General features: G+C 71.6%; 17 protein-coding genes. All 17 read left to right on the top strand.

The features are described 5' to 3' along the window. The first annotated feature begins 7 nt into the window (after positions 1–7). Positions 8–319: an STAS domain-containing protein gene (locus ACFYYJ_RS20080; protein WP_376657694.1), complete on the top strand. Its 312-nt coding sequence runs from the start codon at positions 8–10 to the stop codon at positions 317–319. A gap of 14 nt (positions 320–333) precedes the next feature. Further along, positions 334–789, top strand: coding sequence for an ATP-binding protein (locus tag ACFYYJ_RS20075; protein WP_385128311.1), 456 nt, complete (start codon positions 334–336; stop codon positions 787–789). After that, positions 771–2,030: a PP2C family protein-serine/threonine phosphatase gene (locus ACFYYJ_RS20070; RefSeq protein WP_385128312.1), complete on the top strand. Its 1,260-nt coding sequence runs from the start codon at positions 771–773 to the stop codon at positions 2,028–2,030. The genes ACFYYJ_RS20075 and ACFYYJ_RS20070 overlap by 19 nt, the downstream gene beginning before the upstream one ends. After that, positions 2,030–2,794, top strand: a complete 765-nt coding sequence (locus ACFYYJ_RS20065; protein WP_385361953.1) for a P-loop NTPase — start codon at positions 2,030–2,032, stop codon at positions 2,792–2,794. Before ACFYYJ_RS20070 ends, ACFYYJ_RS20065 begins: the two co-directional genes overlap by 1 nt. 69 nt (positions 2,795–2,863) lie before the next feature. Beyond that, positions 2,864–3,604, top strand: coding sequence for a type 1 glutamine amidotransferase domain-containing protein (locus tag ACFYYJ_RS20060; RefSeq protein WP_385361955.1), 741 nt, complete (start codon positions 2,864–2,866; stop codon positions 3,602–3,604). A gap of 34 nt (positions 3,605–3,638) precedes the next feature. Next, entirely contained in the window at positions 3,639–5,123 is a 1,485-nt protein-coding gene (locus ACFYYJ_RS20055) for an aldehyde dehydrogenase family protein (RefSeq protein WP_385128315.1), read from the top strand. Positions 5,124–5,161: 38 nt separating this feature from the next. Continuing rightward, a complete protein-coding gene (locus ACFYYJ_RS20050) occupies positions 5,162–5,776 on the top strand; it encodes an NADPH-dependent F420 reductase (protein WP_389134147.1) in 615 nt (204 codons plus the stop codon). Continuing rightward, positions 5,761–6,282, top strand: coding sequence for a (2Fe-2S)-binding protein (locus ACFYYJ_RS20045; protein ID WP_385361957.1), 522 nt, complete (start codon positions 5,761–5,763; stop codon positions 6,280–6,282). The genes ACFYYJ_RS20050 and ACFYYJ_RS20045 overlap by 16 nt, the downstream gene beginning before the upstream one ends. 4 nt (positions 6,283–6,286) lie before the next feature. Then, the gene (locus ACFYYJ_RS20040; protein ID WP_389134144.1) at positions 6,287–8,731 is read left to right on the top strand and encodes a xanthine dehydrogenase family protein molybdopterin-binding subunit; all 2,445 of its coding nucleotides are present in this window, start codon (positions 6,287–6,289) and stop codon (positions 8,729–8,731) included. Then, positions 8,728–9,558, top strand: a complete 831-nt coding sequence (locus ACFYYJ_RS20035) for an FAD binding domain-containing protein (RefSeq protein ID WP_389134141.1) — start codon at positions 8,728–8,730, stop codon at positions 9,556–9,558. The genes ACFYYJ_RS20040 and ACFYYJ_RS20035 overlap by 4 nt, the downstream gene beginning before the upstream one ends. Before the next feature lie 26 nt (positions 9,559–9,584). After that, complete coding sequence (locus ACFYYJ_RS20030; protein ID WP_389134139.1) at positions 9,585–10,841, top strand: MFS transporter; 1,257 nt, start codon at positions 9,585–9,587, stop codon at positions 10,839–10,841. After that, positions 10,838–12,343, top strand: a complete 1,506-nt coding sequence (locus tag ACFYYJ_RS20025; protein WP_389134136.1) for an ATP-binding protein — start codon at positions 10,838–10,840, stop codon at positions 12,341–12,343. The genes ACFYYJ_RS20030 and ACFYYJ_RS20025 overlap by 4 nt, the downstream gene beginning before the upstream one ends. A gap of 81 nt (positions 12,344–12,424) precedes the next feature. Continuing rightward, positions 12,425–12,766, top strand: coding sequence for a nuclear transport factor 2 family protein (locus ACFYYJ_RS20020; RefSeq protein WP_030830361.1), 342 nt, complete (start codon positions 12,425–12,427; stop codon positions 12,764–12,766). A 104-nt stretch (positions 12,767–12,870) separates the two neighbouring features. Continuing rightward, positions 12,871–13,521 carry a TMEM175 family protein gene (locus ACFYYJ_RS20015; protein ID WP_385128322.1) on the top strand — a complete coding sequence of 217 codons (651 nt, stop codon included), beginning with the start codon at positions 12,871–12,873 and terminating at the stop codon, positions 13,519–13,521. A 72-nt stretch (positions 13,522–13,593) separates the two neighbouring features. After that, positions 13,594–14,910, top strand: coding sequence for an IS701 family transposase (locus ACFYYJ_RS20010; protein WP_389134132.1), 1,317 nt, complete (start codon positions 13,594–13,596; stop codon positions 14,908–14,910). Further along, positions 14,910–16,046 carry an XdhC family protein gene (locus ACFYYJ_RS20005; RefSeq protein ID WP_389134129.1) on the top strand — a complete coding sequence of 379 codons (1,137 nt, stop codon included), beginning with the start codon at positions 14,910–14,912 and terminating at the stop codon, positions 16,044–16,046. Before ACFYYJ_RS20010 ends, ACFYYJ_RS20005 begins: the two co-directional genes overlap by 1 nt. A gap of 137 nt (positions 16,047–16,183) precedes the next feature. Next, the gene (locus ACFYYJ_RS20000; protein WP_384586073.1) at positions 16,184–17,626 is read left to right on the top strand and encodes a GuaB1 family IMP dehydrogenase-related protein; all 1,443 of its coding nucleotides are present in this window, start codon (positions 16,184–16,186) and stop codon (positions 17,624–17,626) included. The last annotated feature ends 4 nt before the right edge of the window (positions 17,627–17,630 follow it).

Genomic DNA, 17,630 nt, shown 5'->3' with positions numbered 1-17,630 from the left:
ACCTGAGATGCCCCTTTCCGTGTCCCTGAGCATCGACGGCGACACCACCGTGATCGAACTGGCGGGCGAACTGGACGCCAAGACCGCGCCGGACTTCCACCAGACCATCGAGAAGGCCGCCGGGCACGGCACCAGCACCGTCGAGATCCGGATGGCCGGCGTCGGCTACATGGCCAGCGCCGGACTGCGCTCGCTGGTCTTCGCCCAGCAGAAGGTCGCCGACCACGTCACCATCAAGGTCGTGGGAGCCATCGAGCCCGTCTCCCGGACCATCCGGACGGCCGGCCTCGACCGGAGCATCGTCCTCGCCGACGAGTGACCACCGTGACCGACATGGCCGAACTGGCGAGGGAGCCCGTCGTACTGGAGGTGCCCGCGACGGTGGGGGCACTGGGCGAGATCGCCGCCTTCGTCCTGCGGCTGGCCGGACGGGCGGACCTGGACAAGGGCGCCGCCTACCGGATCCGGCTGGCCGTGGACGAACTGGCCACGAACATCGTGATGCACGGGTACCGGGGCGGCGACGGACGGATCACCGTCCGCGGCCGCTCCGGCCCGGGCGAGGTGCGCATCGTCATCGAGGACGGCGCACCCGCCTTCGACCCCGTCGAAGGCCGCCTCCCGCCCGCCCCCGGGGTCCGCCCCGAGGAACGGCGGATCGGCGGCCTCGGCATCCACCTGGCGCTGACCAGCGTGGACGGGTTCGCGTACCGACGCACGGACGGCCGCAACATCAGCACGCTGACCGTGAGAGCCGAGGGGACGGACCCATGCCCTCCACGACCGTGATCATCCTCGACGTGTACCCGCCGCCGCCGCCCGAACTGCGGGGCGCGCTGCGGACGATGGACGCGCACCTCGTCACCCGCTCCCTCGCGGAGCTCCGCGAAGGCCCGTTGGAACGGCTGCCCATCGCGGACGTACTGCTCGCCCCGGCCGAGGCCGACGGGGAGTCCGTACGGTTGGCCGTGCGCCGGCTGCGCCGCTGGGCCGGAGAACCCATCGTGGTCGTCTGGACCGTATCGGAGTTCGCCGCACTGGAGGAACACGTACGGCTCGGGCACGACTACCTCGTCCCGCCCTTCCTGCCCGCCCTCGTCGGGGCCCGCCTGCACAGCTGCTCGGAGCGCGCCGGACTCGGCCGCACCCTGCGCGAGGCCGACGCCCGCGCCGAACTCATGGGCTACGAGAAGGAACTGGAGATCGGCCGGGAGATCCAGGCCGGCTTCCTGCCCGAACGGCTGCCCGTCCCGGACGGCTGGGAGATCGACGTACGGTTCCGGCCGGCCCGCCAGGTCGCCGGGGACTTCTACGACGTCTTCGAGATATCCCGCGGCCGCCGGCTCGCCTTCGTCGTCGCCGACGTCTGCGACAAGGGGGTCGGCGCCGCGCTCTTCATGGCACTCATCCGGTCCCTGCTGCGGCACACCGCCGAGAACAGCGGACTCCAGCACCTGGTCGCCGCCGGACGCACCGGCGGCAGCCGCCGCATCCCGGTGGTCGGCGCCACCCCGCTGCTCAACGCGGTCACCGCCACCAACGGCTACCTCACCCGCAACCACCTGCGGCAGGGCTACTTCGCCACCCTGTTCTTCGGGGTGCTGGACCCGCTCACCGGCAGCCTCGTCTACATCAACGGTGGCCACAACCCGCCCCTGATGCTGCCGGCCGACGGCAGCCCGCCCGTCGCGCTGGAGATCACCGGACCGGCCGTCGGGGTCCTGCCCGACTGCGTCTACACCCTCGGCTACGCCCAGCTGGACCCGGGCGACACCCTCTTCGTCTTCACCGACGGAGTCCCCGAGGCACGCTGTCCCCAAGGCCGCTTCCTCGGAGACGAACGCGTGCTGGAACTGCTCACCGGCCCCCCGGTCAGCGGCCGGGAGGTCGTCGACCGCATGGACTGGGCGGTCCGCGAGCACACCGGCACCGCCGAACAGCACGACGACGTCACCATGCTGGCCCTGCACCGGCCACGTGCGGCGCGGGGGCCGCACGCGGACGGCACCGGCTACCGGGTGGTGGCCTGATGACCCGGACCATCGTGGTGCACTCGCACCGAGGTGGCACCGGCAAGTCCTCGGTACTGGCGAACCTCGCGCTGCTCCTGGCGGCCGAGGGGCGCCGCGTCGGGGTGGTGGACACCGACATCCAGTCGCCCACCCTCGACCTGCTCTTCCGGCTCGGTCCGGGTTTCTCCCTGGCCGACTACCTGCTCGGCCGCTGCGAGATCGAGGCCGCGGCCCAGCAGGTGGGCACCGACCGCGGCCCGGGCGGGGCGGGCGGGCTGTACGTCGTACCGGCCCGGACCGGAACGGCGGCCCTGCGCGAGATCATGACCAGCGGGTACGACGTGGGGATGCTCCCGGAGGGCTTCGACCGACTGGCCCGCCACCTCGCCCTCGACGTGCTGCTCCTCGACACCCACGCCGGGCTCAACAACGAGTCGGTGACGGCCATGGCCAGCGCCGACGTACTGATGATCATGGCGAGGGCCGACCGGATCGACCTCTCCGGCGTCGAGGAGACCATCGCCCTCGCCGGACGCCTGCCCTGCCGGCGGACCCTGGTGCTGAGCATGGCCCCCGCCGGCGTCGACCGGGAAGCGGCCCGGCAACGGGCGCGGGAGGTCTACGGGGCACCCCTGGCCGGAATCCTTCCGTACTCGCCGGAAATGGCGGCGCTGTACGGGGAGCGCATATTTGCAGAAGCCCATCCCGACCACCCCCTGGTCGGTGAATTCCGCACCATCATCTCGGCGTTGGACGCACGTGACGAAGTATCGCGGGCCTGACGTCGTCCCCTTACGCCCCCTGCGAGGGGCGTGTTGAATCGGCAGCGAATCCAGAACAAGGAGAGAATCATGAAGATTCTCGTCGTCATGACGGCCAAGGCCACCCTCCACCTGCTGGACGGCGAACAGCACCCCTCGGGATTCTGGGCCGAGGAATTCGTCGTCCCCTATCAGCTGTTCAAGGCCGCCGGGCACGCCGTGGACGTCGCGACCATCGGCGGTCAGGCGCCCACGGTCGACCAGACGAGCATCGACCCCCAGTTCCTGCAGTGGGTCCGCCCCCAGGGTTCGCCCGACGAGGACGCGGCCAACGCCGCCGAGTACGTCCGGGTCATCGGGAACACCCCCGGGCTGAAGGCCCCGATCGCCCTGGAGTCCCTCACCGAGAAGGACATCGCCGACTACGACGGCGTCTACGTCAGCGGCGGCCACGGTGCCATCGGCGACCTGCCCAAGTCCGACGAACTCGCCCAGATCCTGCGCTGGGTCATCGCCCAGGACAAGCCGCTGGCCACCGTCTGCCACGGTCACACCTCGCTGCTCGCCCTGCGCGACGGCGAAGGCCGCTGGCCCTTCGAGGGCTACCGGATGACGGCCTTCTCGCACAGCGAGGAACTGGTCACCAACATGGCCGGCCGGCTCCCGCTGATCCTCGAGGTCGAGCTCACCAGGCTCGGCGCCCGCTACGAGAAGGCCGAGGCGATCTGGGACTCGCACGTGGTCGTGGACCGAAAGTTGACGACAGGTCAGAACCCGTACTCCTCAAAGGCCCTCGCCGAGACGTTCCTGACACAGCTCGCGAAGGGCTGACAGCAGCCCCCGCACCCGAATCCGGAAGGCAGCCATGACACAGCGCGCGCTCAGCGACCAGCCCCTGGCCAACCCCGGGAAGTTGTTCATCGGCGGCAAATGGGTCCCGGCCCGGGACGGCCGGACCGAGCCGGACATCAGCCCCGTGGACGGCCAGGAGATCGTGCCGGTGGCCCAGGCCGCCGCCACCGACGCGGACGCGGCCGTGGCCGCTGCCCGCCGGGCGTACGAGGAAGGTCCGTGGAGCAGACTGTCGGCCCAGGAGCGCGCGCTGCGGCTGAACCGGGTCGGAGAGCTCATCGAGCGCGACCTGGAGGAGATCGCCCTGCTGGAGACCGTGGACATGGGCAAGCCGTTCGCCTTCTCCAGCACGGTCGACGCCCCCATGGCCGCCCAGCTCATGCACTACTACGCCGGCGCCGTGACCCGCGTCGACGGCTCCTCGCGGGCCCCGGCCGGCGGGCAGCTCGCCTACACCCTGCGCGAACCGCTGGGCGTGGTCTGCGCCATCACCCCGTTCAACTTCCCGCTGCTGCTGTCGATGACGAAGATCGCGCCGGCCCTCGCGGCCGGGAACACGGTCGTCCACAAGCCCTCCCCGGCCACCCCGCTCACCGCCCTGAAGATCGCGGAGCTCTTCCAGGAGGCGGAAATTCCCGACGGCGTGTTGAACGTCATCACCGGACCGGGCGTGGAACTGGGAGAGACCCTCACCGGCCACCCGGGCATCGACAAGATCGCGTTCACCGGCTCCACCGCCGTCGGCCAGTCCATCATCCGCAAGTCGGCCGGCACCCTGAAGAAGGTCACGATGGAGCTCGGCGGGAAGTCCGCCAACATCGTCTTCGCCGACGCGGACCTCGACGCCGCCGAGGAGCTCGCCTTCTTCGGCATCTACTACAACAAGGGCGAGATCTGCACCGCCGGCTCCCGCCTGCTGCTCCAGCGCCCCATCCACGACGAACTGGTCGAACGCCTCGTCCGCAGGGCCGCCGCACTCAAGCCCGGAGACCCGCGCGACCCGGCCACCCTGTTCGGCCCCCTGGCCCACCGCGGACAGTTCGACAAGGTCAGCTCGTACATCGAGGTGGGCGAGAAGGAAGGTGCGGTCCTGCGCACCGGCGGCGCCGGCTGGACCCCCGAGGGCGCCTCCAGCCAGGGCCTCTACTTCCTGCCGACCGTCTTCACCGGGGTCGACAACGGAATGCGGATCGCGCAGGAGGAGATCTTCGGCCCGGTCCTGTCGATCATCCCCTTCGACACCGAGGAGGACGCCGTGCGCATCGCCAACGACAGCGCGTACGGCCTCGCCGCCGGGGTCCACACCAAGGACCTGCGCCGGGCCCACCGGGTCGCCTCGCAGATCAAGGCCGGCACGGTCTGGGTGAATTGCTACAACCAGTACGACCCCTCCGTGCCCTACGGCGGCTACAAGGCCTCCGGTTACGGCCGCGAGTGCGGCCCGGAATCCCTGGAGAGCTACACCCAGACCAAGTCGGTCTGGATCGGCATGGACTGACACCGGCGTCGGCCCGGTCATCCCCTTCGAGGAGCGTCATGCGGACAGGCATCATCGGCACCGGCCGGATCGGCTCGACCCTCGCCAGGATCCTCGTGGCGGCGGGCCACGAGATCGTGGTCTCCAACGCCCGCGGCCCCGAGAGCCTCGGCCCGCTCCTGGCCGAACTGGGCCCGGCGGCCTCGGCGGCGCACCCCGCCGAGGCCGCCGCCCGGGCCGACCTCGTGGTGCTGATGGTGCCCTTCGACCGCGTACGGGGACTGCTCCCGCCGCACGCCGTCCAGGACAAGGTGCTCGTGGACGCCACCAACGCCTTCGGCGGCCCCGGAACCCCGGCCGACCTCGGCGGCCGCGGCTCCAGCGACCTCGTCGCCGAGTGGTACCCCGGCGCGCAGATCGTGAAATCCCTCAACACCATGCATTTCGAAACGCTCGCCGTCGCCGGCACCGCACCCGGAGAACGCCTGGCGCATTTCACCGCGGGCGACGACGTGAAAGCGAAGGAAATCGTCGCGGGAATCATCTCGGACCTGGGATTCGCACCCGTCGACACCGGCCCGCTGCACTCCGGAGGAATTCTCCAGCAGCCCGGCGGGCCCCTCTTCAACCGGCCGCTCACGGAAGCGCAGGCGCTGGCATGGACATCACACTGAATGTGAACGGCAGATCGGAGCAGTTCCCGGCACAGCCGAACGAACTCCTCGTGGAACGGCTCCGCGAAGGCCTCGGCCTCACCGGGACCAAGGTCGGCTGCGACACCGGCCAGTGCGGCACCTGCGTGGTCCGGCTCGACGGGAAGTCCGTCAAGAGCTGCCTGATCCTCACCGCCTCGGCCACCGGCTCCGAGGTCACCACCATCGAGGGCGTCACCACCCCCGGCGGCGAACTGAACGGCCTCCAGGAGGCGCTGCGCCAGGAGCACGGAACCCAGTGCGGGTTCTGCACCCCCGGCATGGTCATGGCACTCGGCGAACTCGTCGACTCCACCGCCGGCGGCGAGGCCCCGACCGAGCCCGAGATCCGCGAATGGCTGACCGGCAACCTCTGCCGGTGCACCGGCTACCACAGCGTCGTCCGCGGCGTACAGCGCGCCTGTGCCGCCGCCGGCGGCGAACAGCACGAGCAAGCCGTCGCCGCCGCGGCCGGCCAGGAGGTGTGAGGACATGACCGCAGAGACGGGGGAGCGGACTCAGGAGTCCGTCTCCACCGACAGACACGAGGTCCCGCCGGACCCGGGACACACCGTGCTCGGCAAGCCTCTGGACATCCGTGAGGATCCGCAGCTGCTGCGCGGCGAAGCGAAGTACGTGGCCGACATCGACCTGCCGGGGACCGCCCACATGGCGATCCTGGGCAGCACGGTCGCCCACGCGAAGATCCTGTCCATCGCGACCAAGGCGGCCGAGCAGATGCCCGGCGTCCTGAAGGTGGCCACGGCCGCGGACTTCACCGACGTGATGCCGCTGCCCTGCATCTGGATCCCCGGCGGCGTCGAGAGCCACTTCCCGCCCCACCCCTACGGACTTCCGGGTGCCCGCCCGGTGCTCACCGGCGACGCCGTGCGCCACGTCGGCGACCCCATCGCCGTGGTCGTCGCCGAGACCCCGCGCCAGGCCGCCGCCGCGCTCGCCGCCATCTCCGTCGAGTACGAGCCGCTGCCCGTGGTCACCCGCGCCGACGAGGCCCTCGCCGAGGGCGCGCCCCAGCTCCACGAGGCCGTCCCGGGCAATCTGAACGCGTACTGGACCTGCGGCGACAAGGACCGCACCGACGCGGCCATCGCCGGGGCCGAGGTCACCGTCGAGCTCGACCTGGTGAACCAGCGGACCATCAACAGCCCCATCGAGCCCCGCGGCGCGGTCGGCGACTACGACGCTGCCACCGGCGAGTACACGCTGTACGCCTCCACCCAGGGCCCGCACAACCACCGGTTCCTGCTCTCCGCGCTGGTCCTCGGCATCCCCTTCAACAAACTCCGGGTGATCGCCCCGACCGTCGGCGGCAGCTTCGGCACCAAGGGCTACCTCTACCCCGACATGGCACTGGTCCTGCTGCTCTCCAAGGCGCTCGGCCGGCCCGTGAAATGGGTCGACACCCGCACCGGCCTGATGAACTCCACCGTCCAGGGCCGCGACCACCGCCAGCACGTCACCCTCGCCGGCACCCGCGACGGCCGCATCACCGCCGTGCGCGCCACCAGCTACGCCAACCTCGGCGCGTACCCCTCCACCATCGGCCCCGGCGTCGCCACCGCCCTGATGGGACGCTCCATCAGCGGCATGTACGACATCCCCGCCGCCTTCTGCGAGGTCTACGCCGCCTTCACCAACACCGTCTCGCTCGGCGCCCAGCGCGGCAGCGGGCGAGCCGAGGCCGCCTTCCTGATGGAACGGCTCGTCGACCGGTACGCCTCCGAGATCGGCATGGACCCGGCGGAGGTCCGCCGCAGGAACCTGGTGCCGCAGGAGAAGTTCCCGTACGACAACGGCCTCGGTTGGACCTACGACTCCGGGAACTACCGGCCGAACTTCGACAAGGCCCTCGAACTAGCCGGCTACGCCGACATGCCCGCCCGCAAGGCGGAGGCCCGCACCCGCGGCAAGCGCCTCGGCGTCGGCCTCGCCACCTACGTCGCGATCTGCGGGGTCGGCCCCTCCACCCGGATGTCCCAGGAGGGCATGCTCGGCGGCACCTGGGAGAGCGCGAACATCCGCGTCCACCCCACCGGCGAGGTCACCGTCACCGTCGGCTCGGCCTCCACCGGCCAGAGCCACGCCACCGTCTTCGCCCAGGTCGCCGCCGACGAGCTCGGCATCGACCCCGAGAGCGTCCAGGTCTTCGAAGGCGACACCCAGAAGGCCCCGTACGGGCAGGGCACCTACGGCTCCCGCTCCTACAGCATGGCCGCGCCCGCCGTCGCCCTCACCGCCCGCAAGATCAAGGCCAAACTGGTCCGGGCCGGGGCCGTCTTCCTGGGCATCCCCGAGGAGAAGGTCGTCTACGAGGGCGGCGGCGTCCACGAAGAGGGCAACCCGGAGAACGCCAAGACCTTCGCCGAGCTCGCGATGGCCATGTGGTACGGCTGGGGGCTGCCCCCCGAGATCGAACCGGCCCTCGACGAGACCACCCACTTCGACCCGCCGGACTTCAACTACCCCTTCGGTACGCACGTCGCGGTCGTCGAGATCGACGAACTCACCGGCGAGACCGAGGTGGTGGCCTACACCGCCGTCGACGACGCCGGCCACATCGGCAACCCGAGGATCGTGCACGGCCAGATCGAGGGAAGCATCGTGCACGGCCTCGGCCAGGCCCTCATGGAGGCCGCCGAGTACGGCGAGGACGGGCGGTTGGTCAGCTCCGACCTGAACCACTACGCCCTGCCCCGCGCCGCCGACGTGCCGTTCTTCGCCATCGACAAGACCGTCACGCCCACCCCGCACAACCCGCTCGGCGCCAAGGGCGCCGGCGAGATCGCCACCGTCCCGCCCGCCGCGGCCGTCGTCAACGCGGTCGTCGACGCACTCGGCGACCTCGGCGTCCTCCACATCGACATGCCGCTCACCCCCGAGAAGGTCTGGCGCGCCCTGAGAGGAGAAGCCCGGTGATCCTCACCGCGTTCGACTACGTCCGGCCCGTCGGCCTCGACGAGGCGCTCACCCTGCTCTCCGGGAGCCGCGGCGCCCGGGTGCTCGCCGGCGGCCAGAGCCTCCTGCCCGACCTGCGCTCCGGCACGGAGCGGGCCCGGCTGCTGGTCGACGTACGGCACCTGGAGGAGCTGCGCGGCATCGACGGCGGCTCCGACGGCCGGCGGTTGCGGATCGGCGCGCTCACCACGCTCGCCGAACTCGCCGCGGACCCCCTCGTGCTCGCCGGGGCGCCCGAACTGGCCGCCGCGGCCCGCGCCAACGGCGACCCGCAGGTCCGCAACCTCGGCACCGTCGGCGGGAACCTCGCCGCCGGCGGACGGGCCACCGACCTCCCGGTCGCCGCCATCGCCGCCGACGCGGCCGTGGAACTGGCCGGGCGCGGCGGGCGCAGGACGGTGACCGCCGAGGAGTTCGCCGCCACCGGAGCGCCCGCCGCCACCGTCGTCACCGCGCTGCTGGTGCCCGCCGCCGGACGGGCCGCGGCCTTCGAGAAGACCGCCGACCGGGCCACCCGCTACCCGATCGCCGCCACCGCCGTACGGATCACCCCCGACGGGCCGCGCATCGCGGTCACCGGGGCCACCCCGCGCGCGCTGCGGCTGCGACGGGTCGAGGACCGGCTGCGCGGCGGCCCGTACACCACGGACGCGGTGCTCGCGGCCTTCCGCGCCGAGCCCCGGGAGCTCTTCGTCCCCGGACGCGGCACCTCGGCCGAGTACCTCGGCCATCTCGCGGGGGTCCTGACGGCCCGCGCCTTGCAGAGGGCGGAACAGGCCACCGCCTGACCGTCCGTCACGGGGGAGTTGAAGCAGTGGAACCGTACCGGACGACCACGGGGACGGCCGTGCAACCGGCCGCGCACGCGGCCGGAGCGCAGCCCGGGGGCTCGGGCTTCTGGGTGGTGGGGGCCGTCCTCGTCCTGCTCATGCTCTCCTCCTCCGTGCCCTCCGCCCTCTACGTGCTCTACCAGCAGAGATGGGGGCTGTCCTCCGGCACGATCACTGTGGTCTTCGCCCTGTACGCCGTCACCGTGCTCGCCGGACTCCTGCTGTTCGGGTCCCTGTCCGACACCCTCGGCCGGCGCCCCGTCCTCGGCGCCGGCCTGGTCCTGGCGATCGTCTCGATGGGACTGTTCGCCGGGGCGCAGGGGCTCGGGCTGCTGCTCGCCGCACGCGCCGTGCAGGGGCTCGCCGTGGGCCTCGCCACCGGGGCCATGGGCGCGGCCCTGCTGGAACTCACCCCGCGCACCCGGCCCGCGCTCGGCGCCCAGGTCAACAGCGCCGGGCCGACCGTGGGCATCGGGCTCGGCGGGATCGGGGCCGGACTCCTCGTCCAGTACGCGCCCGCGCCGACCGTCCTGAGCTACCTGCTGCTCGTGGTGGCCTTCGCCGTCACCCTGGTGGGCGTGGTCCGGATGCGTGAGAGCGCTCCCGGGACCGGCGGCCGGCCGCGGGTGGTCCCGCACCGCATACGAGTGCCGGCCGGAGCCCGCCGCCGGTTCGGCATCCTCGTCCTGACCATCGTCGCGGTGTGGTCCGTGGGCGGCTTCTACCTCTCCCTCGGCCCGCACCTGGCCCTCTCCCTGCTCCGCTCCACCAACTACCTCGTCGGCGGGGCCACCGTCGCCCTGCTCGCGGGCGCCGCCACCGTCGCCCAGCTGGTGCTCGGGCGCACCGAGGCGCTGCGCACCGCCGTCCTCGGACTGCTCGGGCTGCTCGCCGGGCTGGCCCTGGTCCTGTTGGCCCTCGGCACCGGCTCGGCCCCCGTCTTCCTGGTGGCCACCGCGGTGCTCGGCAGCGGGTGGGGCGCCGCGTTCCTCGGCTCCTTCCGGGCGCTGTCCGCGCTCGCCGACCCGGCGCACCGCGGCGAACTGACAGCCGCCGTATACGTCTTCGCGTACCTGGCCATGAGCGTGCCGGCGGTGCTCGCCGGGATGCTCACCAACATCCACGGGCTGCACCGCACCTCCGTCGGCTTCATGGCCGCCGTCGCCGCGGTGTGCGCACTGGCCCTGCTGGCCACCTCGCGGCTGGCCGCCCGCACCAGGTCCGAGGGGAGCACCGCATGAACGGCGCGGACGTCGGAGTGGCCGGCCTGAGGTCGGCCCTGCACGGACTGGAGATCTTCGCCGGACTCACCGGGGAGCAGCTGGACTGGCTCGTCTCGGTCTCCGAGCCGCGGGTCCTCGCCGACGGGGAGGTGCTCTTCCGGGACGGCGAGGCGGCGGACCGCTTCCACGTGCTGCTCGCGGGCGGGCTCGTCGTCACCAAGGTCGTCGACGGCCGGGAGGAGGTGCTGACCCGGCACTCCACCGAGGAGGAGAGCGCCGCGGCCGAGGACCACGACGGCAAACCCTCCGCCGCACACCGGTTCACCGGGGACCTGCCCCTGCTCACCGAGGGCTCCTACGTGGCCACCGCGGCCGCGAGCGGACCGTCGACCACCGTCGTGGCGTACGACAAACCCGTCTTCTTCGAGATGCTCTCCCGCTGCCACGGGGTCGCCGCCGTCCTGCTGCCCGTGCTGGCCTGGCGGATCAAGTCCTCCGAGGTCCAGGCCCGCAAGCGGGCCACCGTCGAGGCGCTCGGGACCCTCGCCGCCGGGCTCGCGCACGAGCTGAACAACCCGGCGGCCGCCGTGGCCCGCGCCGCCCAGGAACTGGCCCCCGCCCTGGACCGGCTCACCCGCACCGCCCACGCCTGGGGCGCCGCCGCCTCGGGCGCGGAGCGCTCGGTATTCGACCGGCTCGCCGAGGAACTGGACAAGTTGCCGCCGCCGGTGACCACCGACCCGCTCGCACAGGCCGACGCCGAGGAGGAGATCGCCGACTGGGCCGAGGAGGCCGGCACCGAACGGCCCGGCCTGCTCGGCTCGGGGGTCTCGGACCTCGGGCTCGAACTGGACTGGCTGCGGGAACGGCTGGAGGGGATCGGCGAACAGGCCCTCGCCCCGGCCCTGGACCACCTGGCCGCGCTGCTGGAGATCCGCTCCCTCGCCGCGGAGCTGCGGGCAGCCGGTCCGCGCATCTCCCAACTCGTCTCCGCCACCCGGGATTACGCCAATCTCGACCGGGCCCCCGAGCAGCGGTTCAAGGTGACCGACGGACTGGAGAACACCCTGGTCGTGCTGCGTGCGAAGCTCGCCGGCATCACCATCGTGCGCGCGTACGAAGAGGGCCTGCCCGAACTGACGGGCTACCCGAGCGAGTTGAACCAGGTGTGGACCAACCTGGTCGCGAACTCGGCCGAGGCCATGGAGGGCGCCGGGGTCCTCACCCTGCGCGCACGGGCCGAGGGCGTGTGCATGGTCGTGGAGATAGCCGACACCGGCGGCGGCATCCCCGAGGAATCCCTCCCGAGGATCTTCGAACCCTTCTACACCACCAAGGACGTGGGCAAGGGCACGGGCCTGGGACTGCACCTCAGCTACCGCATCGTGACCCAGCGCCACCACGGGTCCATCACCGCCCGCTCGCGCCCCGGCGAGACCCGCATGGTCGTCCGGCTGCCCTTCGCCGGCAGCGCGCAGGCCTGCGCCCCGGACACCGACGGCCCCGCAGACGGCCCCTGAGACGGCCCCTGAGACGGCCCCGAAGACGCACCACCCGCCGCCACAAGTCCCACCACCACCCGTTGAAGGAATGGAGTCGACATGGCCACGTACGACATCTCCAAGCTCCACCCGGTGTTCGTCCGCCAGATGGAAGCCCTCGCCGCCCTCGACATCGAGGCGGTGATGAAGAACTACACCGACGACGCCGTGCTGCTCCGCTTCGAGGGGGTCTCGGTCGGCATCGAAGCGGTTCGCGAGACGTTCACCGGCTATCTCACGGTGAAGCCCACCCTCGTCGAACTCCAGGAGTACATCGAGACCGAAGACACCATCTTCTACCGGGCGATCATGAACCTCAACGGTGAACCGGAGCACGCGTTCGGGACACTTGTGGTCCGCGATGGCCGAATCTGGCGGCAGACAGCCGGATTCGGCGGCTGAACTCCGAAATCTGGGTAGCGTGTGCGGGGAGGGCGGGGATGTGCGCGCCCTCCCCGTATGCGTAGGCAGCGTAGATATATGCACGGAGCGGAAATGGGGAGGTCATGGAACGCGAAACCGGGCGGGTCGAGGCTTTCAGCGACGGCGTATTCGCCATCATCATCACCATCCTCGTCCTGGAGCTGGAGGCTCCGGAAGAAAAGGGTTGGTCGGGATTCTGGCACGGTGTCCGGGAACAGTGGCCGCATTACGCCGCCTATGTCGTGAGTTTCCTCATCATCGGTGTGATGTGGGTGAACCACCACACCATCTTCAGCCACCTCAAGCGGGTCGACCGCCCCCTGCTCTTCCTGAATCTCCTGGTGCTGATGGTGGTGTCGGTGATCCCGTACACCACCAACGTCCTCGCCGAGCACCTCATGGACGACGGCGGGTCCGCCAGTGCCGCAGCGGTGCTGTACAGCGCCATCACCGTGGCCTATGCCCTCGCCTTCCTGCTCTTCTGGTGGTACGTCACCCGCGTCGGCCACCTCTTCCACGACCACGTGGACAAGGACGGCGCGCGCGCCACCCGGGTGCGATTCGGCCTCGGCGCCATCGCCTACCCGCTCACCGTGGCACTGGCCTTCTTCTCTGCGCCGCTCACACTCGTCGCCCACTTCCTGATCGCGCTCTACTATGCGGCGAACCAGATCCCCATCCCCCTCGTGGTAGAGGAAGAGCGGCTCGAAACCGCCGGCGACCTCAGGAAGTAGACGCCGGGGCCTACGGCCGTTCTGCACGGTCAAGTAGGGTATTGGATCTAGCTGGTCGCGGGGGAGGCCCGGATGGCTCGCGTAGTCCTGCCGGAGGAATCCACGAAGGAAATCTCCGAATTGATCGACGTACTGATCTCTCAGCTCTTCGAGTCCTTACCCCGGCGGGACCAGCGAAACTGGGCCCGCGTTTATCTGAACGGCCTCGTGCAGACCAGCGGGAAGAAAACAATCCGTAACATCGCCGGAACAGGGGCCAGTTCCGTCGAGCAGAGCCTCCAGCAGTTCATCAGCAAGTCCCCCTGGGACTGGACCCCGGTCCGCCGCTCCCTCGCCCAGCACCTCGAACGCACCGCACAGCGCCCCCTGGCCTGGGTGCTCCAGCCCATGGTCGTGGAGAAGGCCGGAGACCGCTCGGTCGGCGTCGGCCGGCAGTTCGTCCCCCAGTTGGGCCGCACCGCCAACTGCCAGCAGGCCGGCGGGATCTGGCTCGCCTCCAGCGAAGCCAGCTTCCCGGTCGAATGGACCCTCACCCTCCCCGGGCCCTGGACGACCGAACTCCTGCGCCGCCGCGCCGGCATCCCCGACACCGCCCGCTCCCTCACCCCCGCCCAGGACGCCGTGCACGCCGTCCAGCGGATGGCCGCCGGCTGGCAACTCCAGCGCCGGCCCGTGGTGATGGAGGTCGCCAACTCCGACCTGGCCCAGAGCGTCGAGTCCTTCGTCCTCCAGGACATCCCCTTCGTCTTCAAGGTCGACGGCTCCCTGCCCGTCTCCTTCGGCGGCGCCGGCCGGCACAAACCCGGACCGCACACCGCGCCCGCCCGCGAACTCATCGACTCCCTGCGCTCCCAGCGCCGCGTCGTCGAATGGACCAGGCACGGCGGCGCCGAGGGAGCGGTCACCCTGCTCACCTCCGCCTCCATCCTCGCCGCCCCCGCCGAGGACCGCCTCCTGCCCGCCCCGACGACCCCGCTGCTGCTCGTCGGCGCCTGGAGCGAAGCCGCCCTGCTGCCCACCGAGTTCTGGATCACCAACATCGGCGACCGGCCGCTCGCCCAGCTCTTCCTCCTCGCCAAACTCACCGACCGGGTCTCCCTCGACTTCACGGAGACCTGCGAGGCCGTGGGCATCCGCGACTTCGAAGGCCGCTCCTTCCGGGGCTGGCACCACCACGCCACCCTCGCCAGCGTCGCCCACGCCGCGAGACTCCTCGCCTCCCGGAGCCAGGAACCCGCTCCCCGCCCCACGGCCCCGCGGCCCGCCGCCGGCCGGGCACCCGCACCCCTCGCGGCCCGGCCCCCCGCCATCCGCCCGGGGCCCCCACCCGCACTGCCCGCACGCGCGTACACCCCCGGCCAGACCCCCCGCCGCGAATACATCCGCTGATGCTCGACATCGCCGACGAGCTACGCGCGTGGTACGCCGCGCAGCGGGAATTCGCCCTCGCCACCGTCGTCTCCGTCACCGGGAGCGCCCCGCGCGGCCCCGGCGCCTCGCTCGCCGTCGACGACCGCGGCACCGCACTCGGCTCGCTCTCCGGAGGCTGCGTCGAGTCCGCCGTCCACGAGCTCTGCCTCGACGCCATCGCCTCCGGCGAAGGCGGCCTGCACCGCTTCGGCTACAGCGACGACGACGCCTTCGCCGTCGGCCTGACCTGCGGAGGAGTCCTCGACGTACTGATCACCCCCGTCCGCGGGGCCGACCCCGTGCGGCCCGTCATCCACCGCGTGCTCGACGCCACCGCCGGCGGCGCCAGAGCGGCCCTCGCCCGGGTCGTCTCCGGCCCCCCGGCCCAGCTCGGCGGGGCACTGGCCGTCCACGCCGACGGCTCCTACGAGGGCGCGCTCGGCGCGGGCCCCGCACTGGACCGGGCCGCGGCCCTGCGCGTACGGGGACTGCTGGCCGCCGGGCGCACCGGCACCGCCGAGCTCGGCACGGCCGGCGGACTGTGCGGGGAGCCGCTGACCCTGCTCGTCGAGTCGGCCGCCGAACCGCCCCGGCTCCTCGTCTACGGGGCCATCGACTTCGCCGCCGCCCTGGCCCGGATCGGCACATTCCTCGGCCACCGGGTCACCGTGTGCGACGCCCGACCCGTCTTCGCGACCCCCGCCCGCTTCCCCGACGCCGACGAGGTCGTCGTCGACTGGCCGCACCGCCACCTGGCCGCGGAATGGGACGCCGGACGGCTGGATTCCCGCACCGCCGTCTGCGTCCTGACCCACGACGCCAAATTCGACGTACCGCTGCTGGAACTGGCGCTGCGGCTGCCCCTCTCCTACGTGGGCGCCATGGGGTCACGGCGCACCCACACCGAGCGGACCCGGCGGCTGCGGGAGGAGGGCGTCCCGGACCGGGCACTGGCCCGGCTGCGCTCGCCCATCGGCCTCGACCTGGGCGGCGCCACGCCCGAGGAGACGGCCCTGTCCATCGCCGCCGAACTCACCGCCGTCCGGCACGGCGGATCCGTCCGCCCACTGGCCCGGAGCGCCGGTCCGGTGCACCGGAGGACCAAAGTCCCGTAGGAAAGAACCACCCGGCCCGGAATGTCCTGGACGATCTACCCGGGCGGCATAAACGCCCGGCCATGGGAGAATGAAGTACGTGCGTTTCCTCGGCTGACAGGGTCGGGGCACCTCCGATCGACTGGGATGTTCAGCACGTGCGTTTCCTCAATGACTCGAAGCCGCCGTACGACCTGACGTACGACGATGTGTTCATGGTGCCGAGCCGCTCCGCGGTGGGTTCCCGCCAGGGCGTGGACCTCTCCTCGCCCGACGGCACCGGCACCACCATTCCGCTGGTCGTGGCGAACATGACCGCCATCGCGGGCCGCCGGATGGCCGAGACGGTCGCGCGCCGCGGCGGCATCGTCGTCATCCCGCAGGACATCCCGATCGAGGTCGTCACCGACGTCATCTCCTGGGTGAAGACCCGCCACCACGTGCTCGACACCCCGATCACGCTGGCGCCCACCCAGACCGTCGCCGACGCGCTGTCCCTGCTGCCCAAGCGCGCCCACGGCGCCGGCGTCGTCGTCGACGGCGAGGGCCGCCCGATCGGCGTCGTCACCGAGCACGACCTGACCGGCGTGGACCGCTTCACCCAGCTCTCCGAGGTCATGTCGAAGGAGCTGCTGCTCATCGACGCCGACATCGACCCCCGCGAGGCCTTCAACCAGCTCGACGCCGGCCACCGCAAGCTGGCCCCGGCCGTCGACAAGGACGGCAAGCTCGTCGGCATCCTCACCCGCAAGGGAGCCCTGCGCGCGACCCTCTACACCCCGGCGACCGACGCCAACGGCAAGCTGCGCATCGCGGCCGCCGTCGGCATCAACGGCGACTTCGTGCAGAAGGCCAAGCAGCTGCTCGACGCGGGCGTGGACACGCTCGTCATCGACACGGCCCACGGCCACCAGGAGTCGATGATCAACGCGATCAAGGCCGTCCGCGCGCTGGACCCGAAGGTCCCGATCGTCGCGGGCAACATCGTCGCCGCCGAGGGCGTGCGCGACCTGATCGAGGCCGGCGCGGACATCATCAAGGTCGGTGTGGGCCCCGGCGCCATGTGCACCACCCGCATGATGACCGGCGTGGGCCGCCCGCAGTTCTCCGCGGTGCTGGAGTGCGCGGCCGAGGCCAAGAAGTTCGGCAAGCACGTGTGGGCCGACGGCGGCGTCCGTCACCCGCGTGACGTGGCGATGGCGCTGGCCGCCGGCGCCTCGAACGTGATGATCGGCTCCTGGTTCGCCGGCACGTACGAGTCCCCGGGCGACCTGCAGCAGTCCGCCGAGGGCCGCCTGTACAAGGAGTCCTTCGGCATGGCGTCCGCGCGCGCGGTGCAGAACCGCACGTCGGACGAGGGCGCGTACGACCGGGCCCGCAAGGGCCTGTTCGAGGAGGGCATCTCCACCTCGCGCATGTTCCTCGACCCGGCCCGCCCGGGCGTCGAGGACCTGATCGACTCGATCATCGCGGGCGTGCGGTCCTCTTGCACGTACGCCGGTGCCGGCTCCCTCGCGGAGTTCGAGGAGAAGGCCGTGGTCGGCATCCAGTCCGCGGCGGGCTACGCCGAGGGCAAGCCGCTGCACGCCAGCTGGAGCTAGTTCC

Source organism: Streptomyces sp. NPDC002467 (assembly GCF_042889825.1).
Classification (GTDB): domain Bacteria; phylum Actinomycetota; class Actinomycetes; order Streptomycetales; family Streptomycetaceae; genus Streptomyces.
Note: the sequence above shows the minus strand (reverse complement) of the source record. Positions and strands in the feature narration are given on the sequence as shown.

Bases quoted from the DNA above. Each gene is read 5' to 3' on its own strand.
- ACFYYJ_RS20080 (WP_376657694.1), top strand. From the start codon at position 8: ATGCCCCTTTCCGTGTCCCTGAGCATCGACGGCGACACCACCGTGATC.
- ACFYYJ_RS20075 (WP_385128311.1), top strand. From the start codon at position 334: ATGGCCGAACTGGCGAGGGAGCCCGTCGTACTGGAGGTGCCCGCGACG.
- ACFYYJ_RS20070 (WP_385128312.1), top strand. From the start codon at position 771: ATGCCCTCCACGACCGTGATCATCCTCGACGTGTACCCGCCGCCGCCG.
- ACFYYJ_RS20065 (WP_385361953.1), top strand. From the start codon at position 2,030: ATGACCCGGACCATCGTGGTGCACTCGCACCGAGGTGGCACCGGCAAG.
- ACFYYJ_RS20060 (WP_385361955.1), top strand. From the start codon at position 2,864: ATGAAGATTCTCGTCGTCATGACGGCCAAGGCCACCCTCCACCTGCTG.
- ACFYYJ_RS20055 (WP_385128315.1), top strand. From the start codon at position 3,639: ATGACACAGCGCGCGCTCAGCGACCAGCCCCTGGCCAACCCCGGGAAG.
- ACFYYJ_RS20050 (WP_389134147.1), top strand. From the start codon at position 5,162: ATGCGGACAGGCATCATCGGCACCGGCCGGATCGGCTCGACCCTCGCC.
- ACFYYJ_RS20045 (WP_385361957.1), top strand. From the start codon at position 5,761: ATGGACATCACACTGAATGTGAACGGCAGATCGGAGCAGTTCCCGGCA.
- ACFYYJ_RS20040 (WP_389134144.1), top strand. From the start codon at position 6,287: ATGACCGCAGAGACGGGGGAGCGGACTCAGGAGTCCGTCTCCACCGAC.
- ACFYYJ_RS20025 (WP_389134136.1), top strand. From the start codon at position 10,838: ATGAACGGCGCGGACGTCGGAGTGGCCGGCCTGAGGTCGGCCCTGCAC.
- ACFYYJ_RS20020 (WP_030830361.1), top strand. From the start codon at position 12,425: ATGGCCACGTACGACATCTCCAAGCTCCACCCGGTGTTCGTCCGCCAG.
- ACFYYJ_RS20015 (WP_385128322.1), top strand. From the start codon at position 12,871: ATGGAACGCGAAACCGGGCGGGTCGAGGCTTTCAGCGACGGCGTATTC.
- ACFYYJ_RS20010 (WP_389134132.1), top strand. From the start codon at position 13,594: ATGGCTCGCGTAGTCCTGCCGGAGGAATCCACGAAGGAAATCTCCGAA.
- ACFYYJ_RS20005 (WP_389134129.1), top strand. From the start codon at position 14,910: ATGCTCGACATCGCCGACGAGCTACGCGCGTGGTACGCCGCGCAGCGG.